Origin of the sequence: Niabella pedocola (assembly GCF_021044425.1) — a bacterium.
GTDB lineage: Bacteria > Bacteroidota > Bacteroidia > Chitinophagales > Chitinophagaceae > Niabella > Niabella pedocola.
Window position 1 is genome coordinate 2,686,213 of sequence record NZ_JAJNEC010000005.1, and the last position, 14,875, is coordinate 2,701,087.

The following is a 14,875-nucleotide window of genomic DNA, read 5'->3' on the forward strand; positions in this document are numbered from 1 at the left end:
GCGTTTTATACCCTTGCCTTCCGGATGGCCTTCGGTGTTACGTTCGTCCAGGATTTAAAGGCCTTTCTAAATGCCGTAAGATCGGAGTAGCCCAGGATATCGGAAATTTCGGATAATTTGATGGCCGGGTTTTGCATCAGTTGGAAGGCGATCTCTTTTCGTATGCTTCCGGCAATAACACGGAACGTGGTTTGCTCCTCCAGCAACCTGCGTTGCAAATGGCGAACGGTCATATTTAACGCAGCGGCTGCCTCTTCAACAGTGGGGATTCTTCCCTTGAACTGCATGAATAAAACCTGTTTTAAATTTTCTGTCGTGCTGTTAGAGGCCAGCAGTGCCTGTTTATCGGCCATAATGGAATTGAACAGCTCAAACATAGATTGATCGCTGGTAAGCAGCGGTGTTGCGATTGCCTCCTTACTAAGAATAATGCGGTTGGCCTCTTTATTAAAAAGCACCTCGCAGCCAAAGAACTCCCGGTATTCGGAAATATTCCGCATTTTATAGGCCAGCTCGATGCGCAACGGCACGATCCGTTTTCCAGCCAACGCGCTACAGGTATTCGTAACTGCGGCAAATAAAAAATCATTGGCATGCCGGGCCGGTTCCGGATATTTCATCAGCCACATCTGGTGCTGTGCAATCTCCAGGGTGGCCACGTCATGAACAGTGTACCGGTATTCAACCATCGGCGAAGCCATGGGACCGTAGCGGCATAACATCCGGATACACTGGTCAATGTCTTTACAGCTTTGGATCAGAAAACCAATCATCCCATGCAGCAGTTTGTCGGTACCCATGCCTACATGCAGGCCAATCAACGGGTCTTCCGACAGCTTGAACAGCGGTACCCATATAAGCGCTGCTTTCTCCCATTCAACCATATGTTCTGAGTCGCTGATCTCTTCGGGACGGATACCCGACAGCTGGCAAAGAGTGTCAAAAGCAGCTCCGAATGAAGCAGCCGTTTGAAAAATAGTGCGAATAACCGTTCCCTGTAAGGCCATGGCGTAAAATATATCATTTCAGGCAGAAAATATCCTTTTTTCCGCCTGTGCAACGATGGTACTTTGTGGTATCAATTACAAAATTATGAAATCAGTTAAAAACAAGTTTTTAAAAAAGTGGGTAGCAGGCAATATCGCCGTTTATACCGGTGCGCTGGGGTTACTGCATCCGCTTATTGCGCACGGGCTTACCGGCGATCATGACCGGTTGTTAAGCACACCGCAGTTCATCATGCATACCCTGTCTTTATTTGTATTTGTAGCCTTTCTGGCAAGGATGCAGCGCAGCACGTTCCAGGTGGTCGGGAAACAGCAGCCGCCCGCCGGCATCTGGCCGTTTTTATTGATTGCGCCCTGGGCATTCTGGCTGGGCTATTATACCCTGTTTGTGCCCTTCGACATATTGTTTATGTTCCTGTCCATCGGAATGATCAACGCCCTGCAATTGAAACCACTGGTTAAGGCTCCGGCAAAATGGGTATGGCAATGTATGCTGGGCTATCTGCTGGCAGCAGTAGCGGGTATTGTTGTAGGCCTGGGCGGTTATCTGCTTTATTATAAACAGCTTCCGGGCATTGCGAGGGATTTGGCTACCTGGCTCTCCATCAGCATTCCTGCGGGGCTCGTAGTGGCGTATTATTTCAGGTATATATGGTCCCTCCAGCTTCTGCTTCCCGGTGAGGAAGAGCCTGGCAGGCGCCCTGATCCAAAAGTAACATGCGCAGAAATGGCGTAGGTCTCCCGGCGCCATGCACATTAAAAAACAACATCAATGAAACAAACTATATATGGAGTATTGCTGCTATTTATCTGCAGCACTGTTTTTGCCGCCTGTAGCAAAGATGATCCGGGAAAAAATATACCGGAAGTACCCGGAGCCAAAGGTGGGGTGAGCGGGGTTGTTACCGACAACCGGAACGTTCCGGTAAAAGACGCCCGCATCACCGTTGAACATACGGTATGGTATAACAGCTATTTATTGAGCAGCAGCAACAACGAAGGGAAATACCAGGTGTCGTTGCCCGATGACCCAGCGGGCGACTGGACGGCCAAGGCCCAGCTCACCAGAACGGCTTACGGACAAACTTATACGTTTGACCTGGCGCCGGATAAAACCGGAGCCTTTAATAAAACAAACGGCGCTATACGCAACTTTACATGGAAACTCAGTGGCCTGCGACCCGGTGGTACGGGTTATTATGGCGCACATGTGGACCTGTACACGTTTGGTACAGATGTGGATCTTACAAAAGTAACATTATCCTTCACCCCCTTTCCGGGTGAACCCCGGTTGATTGACGGAACCACCGCCACCGCGTTTGAACGACCGGTAGAAGACGTGGCCGGAACTTTTATGGTAAAAGATGTGCCGGTTGGAAAATATACCGTCAAGGCCGTTTACGCCGGCAAAAAACTATTACTCAATAACCGCCATACCGATGATAATAATGAAGAAAACAAGACCGTCGTTTTTGGCAAGAACGGCTACCTGGGTGAAACCGAATACAATATTGCATTTTATGTGACCGAATAGACATCGCAGCAACAGATCGTATTTGCCGCCGGTGTTGGGGCTGCCGCAACTATTCGCATATGAGGCTGTATCCACAATTTGGATTCATTTAGAAGTTCCGGGACCGAATGGCAATGAAAATGGTGGATACAGCCTCTTTTTGTTACAGGTGGGTGGCCGACATTGAATTTTGCATTGTCCTGTTTATGTTCAGCTCTCCGAAGCAGTCGAACCCGGGTGCGGCCGTTTTTTGAAACCCGGCCTGTACATAAAGCCCGGGATCGGTTTTGCTTTATTTCCTAAATTTACCGTAGCTAAAGGGTTGATTTTCCTGGTTCCGGTGACCAAAACAGCGGTTTGTGAACGGCTGGGGAGCGGGAAATTTTTAAGAAGGGCGTTCGTCAGCGGCTCCGCGAACGCGCTATTCTGTAAAATTAAATGCTTAACCAGGTTCTTTATGTATTTTTCCCGAAAATTGAAAGCGTTCAATGACGATTGTATACCTGAAGCGATGTGCTGCATACTATAAACGGGCCTGCTTGATACTACTGTTTTTGGGGTGTGGTACTCCCATGCTTTTAAGCCAGTCAAAAAAAAACAAAGCGGCCTATGACCGAATCCAGGTACTAAATCGAACCGCAAAAAAACTTAACAGCGACTCCACCGCCCAGGCGCTGATCCTGGCGCATGAAGCCTACCTGCTGGCCGTAAAGGAAAACGACCGGTTCTGGCAGGCGCAAACCATGTTAACGCTTTCCGAGGGCTATTTATATGACGACAGTTACGACATGGCCCTGCAATATGCTTATGATGCATTGGATATCTTTCAGTCATTAAAGCATGAAACAGGTATTGCAGACACATACACATTGCTGGGCTGGATCTTCTACGATACGGAAAACGCCATTTTGTCGATGGACTTTCATCAAAAAGCCGCGAAACTGATCGCTGCCGGTACCGATGAAAAAAAGAAAGCGGTCGCATTAAATGCCATCGGGCTGGTGTACCAGATGATGAACAACAGCGACTCTGCCAAGATCTATTTTCAGAAAACCATTGCGATCTCCGAGGCACACAAAATAACGATTATCCAGGGCGCAGCATTGAATAACCTGGGTATCAGCGAAAACGCACTGGGGCAATACCCGCAGGCCATTATCCATTTTGAAAAGGCCATGGAAATAGAACAGATGGAGCATCTCCATAGTAAATTACCCCTGGCTGAAGTACAAAACCAGCTGGCCTATGCATACCTCAAACTCAACAACTATGACAAGGCTGATTCGTTATTAAAAAGTGCGCGCAGTATTATTGATGCCTCCACCTCCAATACGCGGAAGGAGAAATTGTTAGACAACCTGCATACCTATGCCCTGCTACACCAGGCCACCGGCAACTACCAGCGTGCTTTTGAATGCCTGCAGCAATATATTGCCATTAATAACGAAATCGTTTCCCGTAATAAAACGGAAATGGTAGATGCCCTGCACCTGAGCCGGGAAACCCAAAACCGCGAAAAGCAGATCAATGAGCTGAGCGCCCAAAAAGAGCTGCGTTCCTTCCAGCGCAATGCACTGGCCGCCGGACTGGTGCTATTGGGGATCATCGGGTTTTTATTGTACAGCCGGCTACGCCGGAAACAGCAGCGCGATAAAGAACTGGAAGCCATGAAACGGCTGCTGATCGAAAAAGAACTGGACAACACCCTGCACGAAAAAGAAGCACTCAACGATAAACTGGGATTTAAAGACCAGAACATAAAAAAATATGCCCTGCTGCTGACCCGCAACGATGAATTGCTGAAAAACTTCATCCGGGAAACCGGCCACCTGATGACCACCGAGGAGGCTGATCTCAAAACCATGCCCAATGCTTACAGCAAGCTGGTAAAAAAATTCTTACAGGACCTGGAGCAACAGGCGAACGACAAAACACTGCATTTATCTTCGGACGATGCCCATGCCGATTTCTTCTTCAACCTGCTGCAAAAATACCCCGACCTTACCGAAAGCGAACGGAAGCTTTGCGCTCAGATCCGGCTGAATTTATCCTCAAAAGAGATTGCCGCGCTCAATAATATCTCCGTAAAATCGGTTGAAATGGCACGCTACCGGCTCAGAAAACATTTCGGATTGCAAAAAAATGAAGACCTCAATGCCTTTATAAGCTCATTTTAAAGGCATGATAACCAATTTGTTGAAATTGGTGTAGAGGCGATGTAGAGGTGCGTAGAGGGTCATGTAGATGTTAAAAATAATGGAAGGGCTTGCGTAAGCGCTAAGTTTAGCCTACGCTAAAATGCACGGATTTTTGTTGGCCATAACAAAAGCAATGCATAGCCGCGTTTTTTAAAACCATTTTTAAAAAACTATTATTTTTTATGTTTATGACAAGATTGTTTGCCCGGCACAAAAGGCCATTCGCCCTTTGTTTGCTCTGTTTTTTATGCTCCTTTTTACATACGGTTGGGTATGCCCAATCTGGTCCCGTATCGGGTGTGGTACTGGATCCTGCCGGTGCGCCGGTGGCCGGAGCCAGTATCGTTGTAAAAGATGGTTTGGGTACCGCCGTTGCCGATGAGGGCGGACACTTCACCATTCAAACCACTGCAGCCAATGCCGTACTAGTGGTTACGGCTGTGGGATATACTTCCAGGGAAGTGGCTGCCACAGGAAACCGCGCGGTTGAAATCACATTGGAGCTGGCTGCCAAGCAAATTGATGAAGTGGTGGTTATTGGTTACGGCACCCAGAAACGGGGCAACCTTACCAGTGCTGTTTCTTCTGTAAAAGGAGACGTGATCAGCAAAATGGCCACCAACAACCCCATTAACGCTTTACAGGGAAGGGTAGCCGGCTTATCCGTTACCAGCCCGGGCGGTAACCCGGGGCAGATGTCGGATGTGCGGTTAAGAGGCATCGGTACTTTTGGCGGTCATCAGCCCCTGTATATTATCGATGGGGTACCCGGTGATCCATATTATTTAAACAATAACGACATTGAGTCGATAGAAGTATTAAAAGACGGTGCTGCTGCATCCATTTATGGATCCAACAGTGCCAATGGAGTGGTGATCGTCACCACTAAAAAAGGAAAAAAAGGCGAACCGGTGATCGACTTCAGCAGTTATTACGGTCAGGTAAAACCCACGAATAAATATAAGCTGCTGGATGCCGAGGGCTATAAAAGTGTACACCGTATGATGTATGAAAATGCCGGCAATACCCAGTTACCTGCTTATATTACCACCAATACCGGGGTAAATACCAATTGGCAGGACCAGATCCAGCAAACGGGTACCGCACAAAATTATAATGTGGGTATCAGAGGCGGCGGTGAATTTATAAAATATGGGATCAGTGGTGATCTTACCGACGAAAAGGGTACGTTGATCGGCTCCAGTTTTGATAAAAAAACGATCCGTTCTACCAATGAGATCAAAAAGGGGATACTGACACTGGAAAATAACCTGCTTTTTTCCAATACCAGATCCGAAGCCTATAAGTTTGATATCCGGGATGCCTATTTTCAATCGCCCCTGCTACCGGTAACGGACCCCGGCGAACCTTACGGGTATGGATTAACGGTGAACGGGTTGCCCAAGTTTCAAAACCCGGTGGGCTATGCGCATTATGTAGACGGGTATACCAAAACGCAATACTTTGCAGATAACCTGAGGCTCCGGTTGCAATTGTTCAAAGGATTTAGCTATACCGCACAGCTGAATTATATCAGCGCCAACAGCTTTGATTATTCGCACCATCCGCCGTTCCGGGCCAATGCCAACGATCCGGCGGTATCTTATTCATATGTATACAACAGCCGCTCCAATTATAAAGAACAGCAAATGGAGCATTTGCTCAACTATGACTGGAAAAAGGGCGATCACAGCCTCAAAGTACTGGCCGGTTATTCGGCGCAGCAAAAAACAAACGAATACCTGAGCGTAACGGCCGATGGCAAAACCATTGTACGGTCGGTGGTAAACGGTTCCATCGTGGAAAAAGAAGTGGCGGGCGGTTTCTCCAACCCGGATTTTAATACCATCAATGCTGGTTTGGGCGGCACATTCGGCGCTTCCGGTTCCAATAATAAATATGTACGCCTTTCTACTTTCGGAAGGATTAACTATGACTATGCCGGTAAATACCTGGTACAGGCAAGTGTGCGGCGGGACGGTTCTTCCGTTTTTGGACAGAACAACCAGTTTGGAACCTTCCCTTCGGCCTCTGTGGGCTGGAACATGCACCAGGAATCCTTTTTAAAAAACAGCCGGTGGCTGAATGTTTTAAAGCTCAGGGCCAGTTATGGCGAGTTGGGTAACGAAGGCGCCCTGGGGTATTACGATCACCAGGCCCTGATATCCACGCTCAATACCTGGGCCGGCGGGTATGTACAGGGATCCGGAGCCACACCCTGGCCGGGATCTGCCAGCTACACCCTGCAAAACCGCGACCTGAAATGGGAAACCAGCAAATCGACCAATATCGGCGCCGACTTTGCATTTCTGAACAATAAGCTTACCGGTTCTGTAAACTATTTCAATAACAAAACCGAAGGCCTGCTGATCACCAAGGAGGTACCGCCATCTGCCGGTGTAAATGACCCCATCTTAAACGTGGGTACCATCTCCAATAAAGGTATTGAGCTGGAGCTAACCTACAATTACGCGAAAAACGACTGGAATGTGGCTGTTACCGGATCGGTAACGCGTATTAAAAATGAAGTGATCAAACTGGCGCAATCCGATCAGACCTTATACGGAACAGGGCTGAAATTCGGAACTGACCATATTCCCACACAAACCAAAGAAGGCAACGAAATAGGCGCTTTTTATCTATACACGGCTGATGGCATTTTTCAATCCGATGCAGAAGCGGCTGCTTACGTAAATAAAGATGGTGAACGATTACAGGCCGATGCAAAAGCGGGGGATGTAAAATTCCTGGATACCAATGGCGATGGCGTTATTGATGAAAAGGATAAAACCTACCAGGGATCCGGGTTTCCGAAAATGGAATATGGATTAAACCTGTCTGTTGGTTATAAGAGCTTTGATCTTACCGCCTTTTTCCAGGGCGTAAGCGGCAACAAGATCTACAACGGTTACCGTTTTGAGCTGGAAGGCATGGATGCCGGGCGTAACTTCCTTACCACTGCGTTAAATGCCTGGACGCCGCAAAACACCCATACTACGGTACCGCGTGCCGTACTGGGAGATCCTAATGGCAATAACCGCGAATCGACCCGCTTTTTGGAAAACGGGTCTTACCTGCGGATGAAGTTACTGCAGCTGGGATATTCGCTGCCCGCCACTGCGGCTCGTTTTGCCCGGTTGAACCGGTTGCGGATCTATGTAGCGGCACAAAACCTCTTTACCATTACGAAATACAGCGCCCTCGATCCGGAAGTGGGGGTGTTTAACCCGCTGAATACAGGAGTAGACCGTGCGCTGTATCCGCAAAATAAACGGTGGCTGGTAGGGCTCCAGATCGGTTTATAAAGCAGCAATCTTTTAATAGCAGAAAATCAACGTAAAAATATTCAGATGAAAAAGAACATATTCCCGGTATTGGCTTTCACGTTAGCAACAGGGCTGTTGTCCTGCAGTAAGAGCAACCTGACCCAATTGGCGCCGGACCAATTGACCACCGACAATTATTGGATATCAAAAGATAAAGCGCTGTCAGGGCTGGCTGCCGCCTATTCACAGCTGGAAAGTTTTACCGGCTGGGATAATTATGTGGAAGCAAGATCCGTACGCGAGTTTTACCGCGAGGATTATATCGCACCCGGTGAAGATGCCTATAACTACTCCTGGTGGATGGACCATTACAATTTTTCGTTCACATCGGGCAACTATGCCATCGATCTTTTATGGCGGGATAATTACAGGGGTTTAAACCTTACCAACCAGGTACTGGAAGGCATTGAAAGGATCCCGGCCGGCAGCATTGACGATGCCGGTAAAAAACAGATCATTGCCGAGGCAAAATTTTTGCGAGCCTATTATCATTTTAAATTACTGACCAATTTTGATAAAATTATCCTGCGGGATAAAGTGCCGGTATCCGAGGCCGACCTGGCCAAAGGGCTTTCCGAAAGAAAGGATGCGTATGATATGATCCTGGCCGACCTCAGCGCCGCAGTACCGGACCTGCCGTTGAAAAGCGAAAGGCCTGCTGCAGAGCAGGGCCGGATCACAAAAGGTGCGGCGCAGGCGTATATCGGTAAAGTAAACCTGTACCGGGCATCGGAAGACGCGGCCAATGCCGCTACGTATTATACCAATGCGGCCAACAGTCTGAAAACAGTGATCAATTCCAACGAGTACCAGATCGATCCGGATTTTCTTTCCATGTTCAACGGAACCACAAAAAACGGAGTGGAGTCCATTTTCGAATTGCAGCAAACCGCCGATGCTTCCAATGGCGCCTATTACCGGTCCTTCCTCTCGGATTGGGTGGCGGCTTCAGATCTGGGCGGCTATGGAGAGATCTATGGCACCCAGCGCCTGCTTACGGAAATGAAAAAAGAAGGTAAGGTAGCCACCGGTGGTCTGTACGATCCCCGGAGTTATGGTACGGTTTATTTTGAAGACAGCTATTTTAATGATGCCACCAATCCAAGGGTGTATGGCGACACCTATAACAATGTATTTGGCAACGGCAAAAACATTATCGCCTTCCGGAAGTGGATCCCTCCAACGCCGGATCGCATTGGCCGTTCCAATGCCATCAATGTACCGCTGATGCGTTACGCGGATGTGATGCTGCTTTATGCAGAGGCCCTGAACGAAAGCGGCAAACCGGCGGAGGCGGTACCCGTAATCAATAGTTTAAGAAAGCAGCGCAGCAATATGCCGGCGTTAAATATCAGCAGTAAACAGGAGGTATTCAATGCGATCGTACACGAGCGGGTGATGGAGTTTACGCTGGAGAGCAGCCGGTTTTACGATTTGAGAAGATGGGGGCTGTTAGCGAAAAATATGCAGGAAGCCGGCCGCACCTTCAGTGCAGATAAAGCGTATTACCCGCTTCCGTTAAAAGAAACATTGAATAATCCGCAAACAAAATAAAGACGCGCCTTAATCATCTTAGATTTTAAATGCCACGAATACACAATAGAAGACCCTTTTCGCAGCATTGGTGTATTCGTGGCATTGGCTTTTGTACCTTATGACAGTAAAAAAATTGATGCTCCTCCTAAGCCTTGTAGGGTTTACAGGGGTGAACTCGGCGGCGCAAACAGCCGTTAATGACTGGGAAAATCCGCTGCTGCAATCGCAACATACGGTATCGCCACATGCCTGGTTTGTGCCGTATGCAACGGAAGCCGCGGCTTTAAAGGGAGAAGGATCTCCGTTCGTGCAATCTTTAAACGGGCTTTGGTGGTTCCATATTGTAAAAACACCGGCGGAACGGCCGTTGGAATTTTATAAGAACAATTATAATGTAGACAGCTGGGAACAGATAAAGGTACCTGCCAACTGGCAAACAGAAGGAAAGGACCGGTATATTTTTACGGATGTTGAATATCCGATTCCGGTAAACCCGCCTTTTGTGCCGAAGGATTTTAACCCGGTAGGCTCCTATAAAAGAACCTTTGAGTTGCCGCAAAGCTGGAAAGAGAAAAATATTTTCATCCGGTTAGGTGCAGTGAATTCTTTTTTTTATTTATGGATCAACGGGAAGTATGCCGGCTTTAGCAAGGACAGTAAAACCCCTGCCGAATTTGATATTACGTCCTATATCGTTCCGGGTAAGAACACCGTAGCGCTGCAGGTATTCCGCTTCAGCGACGGTACCTACCTGGAGGGCCAGGATATGTGGAAACTGAGTGGTATCGAAAGGGGAATCGACCTGGTGGCCCGGCCCCGGGTTGCCGTTGAAGATTTTTTTGTAAAGGCCGGCCTGGACAGTAATTATACAAATGGGTTGCTGGATCTTCACATTGCCCTGAGCCGGGCTCCGGAGATGCCGGCGCGTCAGTCCCTGCGGATAAGACTGGTGGATGATGCTTCGGGAACGATCGTGTACAGTCGTCAGATTCCGCTTCAGAAAAAAGACCTTCAGTTTTCGGGCGTGATCCCTTCTGTAAAAAAATGGAGCGCGGAAGCGCCCAACCTCTATTCCCTCTACATTACACAGCTGGATGCTAAAGGGAATGTCATCGAATCGATCGTGCATAAAACAGGGTTCCGGACGGCGGAAATAAAACATGGTCTGTTACTTATCAACGGTAGGGCCATCAAAATAAAGGGCGTTAACCGGCATGAGCACAATATGTATACCGCCAAAGTGATTACCCCGGAACAGATGGTGGAAGAGATCCGGATCCTGAAGCAATATAATATCAATGCTGTGCGTACCAGTCATTATCCCAACAGTGAAACCTGGTACAAGTTATGCGATCGCTATGGCATTTACCTGGTAGACGAGGCCAATATTGAATGTGACGGTATGAGCATGTCGCCCTTAAAAACATTATCCGATAAGCCGGCATGGAAAGAAGCCTACCTGCACCGGACCCGGCGCATGTTTGAGCGGGATAAAAATTTTTGTAGCATTATTACCTGGTCCCTGGGTAATGAAAGTGAATTTGGAGAAAATTTTATTGCGACCTATCAGTATGTAAAATCAAAAGACGATACCCGGCCGGTGCAATATGAGCCGGCGCAACGCACACCTTATTCCGATATTGTAGCACCGATGTACCGTTCGCTGAACCTGATGCTGGAGTATGTAAAGGAATGGCGCAGTAAACCGTATATCCAATGTGAATATGGACATATGATGGGCAATAGCGGCGGTAATCTTAAAGACGACTGGGATTTGATTTATAAATATGATCAGCTGCAGGGTGGTTTTATATGGGACTTTGCCGATCAGACCTTTAAAATAAAGGACAGCAGCGGGCAGGCAATTTGGGGATATGGACGGGATATGGGCAATGTAGGCGCCACCAGCGATACCAGCTTCTGTGCCGATGGCCTGTTTGCTGCCGACCATACACCGCATCCGCAGGCATTTGAACTAAAGAAAGTATACCAGTACATTCATTTTCAGCCGGTGGATTTTAGTGCGGGGCTGGTAAAAATTACCAACCGCTACGATTTTACCAACCTGGACCAGTTTGATTTTTTCTGGACGATAAAAGCCGATGGAGCGGTGGTGGCCAGTGGCAAACTGCCTTCTATCAATTTGCTGCCCGGCAACTCGGGCAATTATCCGCTAAACATTCCTGCCGTTGCCATACAGCCGCAAACGGAATATTTCCTGGACATCGAAGCCCGGTTAAAAACGGCCGCTCCTTTATTGCCGGCGGGATACAGCGTGGCTGCGGAGCAGTTTCAATTGCCCTGGTATAAAGAAGCCCCGGTTGTGAAAGATATTGATTCCGGTACACTTGTAAAGGAAGAAACCGGTGTATCAGTTTCGTTCCATAACGGGCATTACCGGATGGTGTTTCACAAAAAGGATGGCTGGTTACACGGTTACCGTTTAAACGGAGCAGAGCTGATGCTGCAACCGCTACAGCCGCATTTCTGGCGTGCCGCCACCGATAATGATATCGGAAACAGTCAGCAGGTGCGCTGCGCCGTATGGCAACAGTCCCTGCATAACGCAAGACTCGATTCTTTTATCGTAACCCAACAGGCTCACCGGCAGTGGTGTGTTACTACCCAGCACTACCTTCCGGAAGTGGATGCTATCTACCGTGTTATATATGCCATCCGCACCAATGGTGATGTACAGGTAACCACAACAATGAGGGCCGGAGCCGGCTACCAGCCGGAGCTGCCGCGGTTTGGCATGCGCATGATCTTAAATAAAGCCTACGATAAAGTAACCTGGCTGGGGCGGGGTCCTTTTGATAATTATGCCGACCGGAAATACGCAGCCCGGGTAGATCTGTATACCCTTCCGGCCGATGCCTTGTTTCATCCCTATGCACGTGCCCAGGAAAGCGGCTACCGCACGGATATACGCTGGATCGGCCTCACCAATTCGTCCGGAGCAGGATTGATGGCCATCGGACAATCGCTCATCAGCAGCGGCGTGCTGCATTTTGATATGCACCGGCTGGATTTCGACCGGCATGCAACGCAAAACAACCATGGCGGTTCAATGTATAACGAAGACCTGATCTGGTGGAATATCGACTACGGACAGCTGGGGGTGGGCGGCGATAATGCCTGGGGCGCCAAGCCGCATGCCGGTTACCAGTTACCGTATAAAGATTATGCGTATACATTTACCTTGCGCCCCGTTATGGAAAATGATGTAATGGTAAACAAAGCGAAGCTATAATGAAGAAATTGTACAATCTGAAAAGCGGTTTAAAAATAAACTTTCTGATATGCATCCGGGCATTAAGCATAGTTAAAGCACCGCATCGCTTAAAACATGTTAATTACTTACTGGTAACGCTGCTGCTTATATCGCACTTCAAACCGGCGCTGGCACAACCCCGCGGCAATTTTGCCAATGTGTTGAAGTTAACCGGTGTGCTGCACAACGGGCAGTTTATTACGCCATCGGTATTCGGCGATATGGGAGCCTGGCATGCCTACGCGTTACCGGAAAAAGAAAGCTACGGCGGATTTACCGGTCCGCTCCTGATGGATATGAATGGCACCTGGCTGGCAAAAGACCTGGCGCAATTACAGATCATGGCCAACGGGCAAACCCTCGATCTGGGCACGGCACAGGCTTCCCTCGTTTATTTGCCGGGTATGTTGCAGCAGCAACTGGTGATAAACGGACTGGATATCGTACAGCAACTGATTTTTGCATCCAACCGGCAAGCCCTGATCCGTACAGTAATTACCAATACCGGGACAGCGGATCAAACGTTGGTGATTGGATTTAAAGGAACGCTGCTGCAAAAAAATGCCGTGATTACCGGGGATGCAGAAGCCATACAGATCCGCTTTGGCAAAAGCCGTAACCATTTTCATATCCGTTATGCGGGGCAAAAGCCGGCCATCAGCGTAACCGGTGCGGGCTATACCGCCGGTTATCAGCCGGTATCGTTAAAAAAACAGCAACGCATTACACTTACCCAGGAGCAGTCGTTTTATGCCGCCGGTGAGCCGGAGCGCAGCACTGCATTTGATTTTTCAAACGAATTAAAAAAGAACGAAGCCCGCTGGGATCAATACCTGGCCCGCTATTTTGCAAAGGCCCCGGCATTGAGCCGTGCCCAAAAACAATTGGCGGTTAAAAGTATCATAACCCTTATGACCAATTGGCGCAGTGCATTTAAGGATATTTTACACGACGGCGTTTTTCCATCGGTAAGTTATCAGGGCTTTTATGGTATCTGGAGCTGGGACAGCTGGAAACAAGCCGTAGGACTGGCTTCCTTTAATCCTGCTTTGGCACAGGAGAATATCCGCAGCATGTTCGATTACCAGGATGCGCAGGGTATGGTGGCCGATTGCATTTACGCAGATAAATCGGAAAATAACTGGCGCGACACCAAGGCCCCACTGGCCGCCTGGGCGGTATGGGAAGTATATGGCCGGTCGGCCGATAAAAAATTTATTCAAGAGCTGTACCCGAAACTGGTAGCGTACCATACATGGTGGTATCGAAACCGGGATCATGATCAGAACGGGTTGTGCGAATATGGATCTACCGATGGTACGCGCATTGCTGCCGCCTGGGAAAGCGGTATGGACAATGCCGTGCGCTTTGACAAAGCGGTGATGCAGCAGAACAATAAAGCGGCGTGGTCGCTGAACCAGGAGAGTGTAGATCTGAATGCCTACCTGTATGCCGAAAAATTATACCTTGCAAAACTGGCCATCGCTTTAGGCCGGGCGAAAGAAGCAATGGGCTGGACGAAGGAAGCTGCCCGGTTAAAAGAAAAGATCAACCAGGCATTTTATGATGCAGGCCGGGGCTATTATTACGATAAATTTGCAGGCAAAAGCGCATTAATCACCATTGAAGGGCCGGAGGGCTGGATCCCTTTGTGGGCGGGCATCGCCGGCAAGGAACAGGCGGCTGCCGTTGGCCGGATCATGGGTGATAAAGACAGGTTTAACACCTTTGTTCCGCTGCCCACGCTTGCTGCAGGCCATCCGGAGTTTAATCCCAGAAACGGGTACTGGCGCGGACCGGTATGGCTGGACCAGTTTTACTTTGGAGTAGAGGGATTAAAGCGGTACGGACAAGAAGCCCTGGCAAACCAGCTTACAGGAAAGCTGTTAAAGAACGCGCAGGGATTGTTAGCGGATCAGCCCATCCATGAAAATTATCATCCCATAACCGGGCAGCCGCTGAATGCTGCCAATTTCAGCTGGTCGGCCGCCCACCTTTTAATGTTATTACAATCAAAATAG

8 protein-coding genes are annotated in these 14,875 nt (G+C 48.6%); 7 read left to right on the forward strand and 1 reads right to left on the reverse strand.

Annotated features, from left to right (window positions below; all coding sequences use genetic code 11):
- Nucleotides 1-5: 5 nt before the first annotated feature.
- The gene (locus tag LQ567_RS18595) at nucleotides 6-1,007 is read right to left on the reverse strand and encodes an AraC family transcriptional regulator (RefSeq protein ID WP_231007007.1); all 1,002 of its coding nucleotides are present in this window, start codon (nucleotides 1,005-1,007) and stop codon (nucleotides 6-8) included.
- A gap of 85 nt (nucleotides 1,008-1,092) precedes the next feature.
- Between LQ567_RS18595 and LQ567_RS18600 the strand changes: the two genes are divergently transcribed.
- From LQ567_RS18600 to LQ567_RS18630, 7 genes are all read left to right on the forward strand, one after another.
- Nucleotides 1,093-1,743: a hypothetical protein gene (locus LQ567_RS18600; protein WP_231007008.1), complete on the forward strand. Its 651-nt coding sequence runs from the start codon at nucleotides 1,093-1,095 to the stop codon at nucleotides 1,741-1,743.
- Nucleotides 1,744-1,779: 36 nt separating this feature from the next.
- Nucleotides 1,780-2,541, forward strand: coding sequence for a hypothetical protein (locus LQ567_RS18605; protein WP_231007009.1), 762 nt, complete (start codon nucleotides 1,780-1,782; stop codon nucleotides 2,539-2,541).
- Nucleotides 2,542-3,059: 518 nt separating this feature from the next.
- The gene (locus LQ567_RS18610) at nucleotides 3,060-4,697 is read left to right on the forward strand and encodes a tetratricopeptide repeat protein (RefSeq protein ID WP_231007010.1); all 1,638 of its coding nucleotides are present in this window, start codon (nucleotides 3,060-3,062) and stop codon (nucleotides 4,695-4,697) included.
- Nucleotides 4,698-4,906: 209 nt separating this feature from the next.
- Entirely contained in the window at nucleotides 4,907-8,023 is a 3,117-nt protein-coding gene (locus LQ567_RS18615) for a SusC/RagA family TonB-linked outer membrane protein (RefSeq protein WP_231007011.1), read from the forward strand.
- A 45-nt stretch (nucleotides 8,024-8,068) separates the two neighbouring features.
- Nucleotides 8,069-9,598, forward strand: coding sequence for a RagB/SusD family nutrient uptake outer membrane protein (locus tag LQ567_RS18620; protein WP_231007012.1), 1,530 nt, complete (start codon nucleotides 8,069-8,071; stop codon nucleotides 9,596-9,598).
- 118 nt (nucleotides 9,599-9,716) lie between these two features.
- The gene (locus LQ567_RS18625) at nucleotides 9,717-12,833 is read left to right on the forward strand and encodes a glycoside hydrolase family 2 TIM barrel-domain containing protein (RefSeq protein WP_231007331.1); all 3,117 of its coding nucleotides are present in this window, start codon (nucleotides 9,717-9,719) and stop codon (nucleotides 12,831-12,833) included.
- A complete protein-coding gene (locus LQ567_RS18630; protein ID WP_231007013.1) occupies nucleotides 12,833-14,875 on the forward strand; it encodes an MGH1-like glycoside hydrolase domain-containing protein in 2,043 nt (680 codons plus the stop codon). Before LQ567_RS18625 ends, LQ567_RS18630 begins: the two co-directional genes overlap by 1 nt.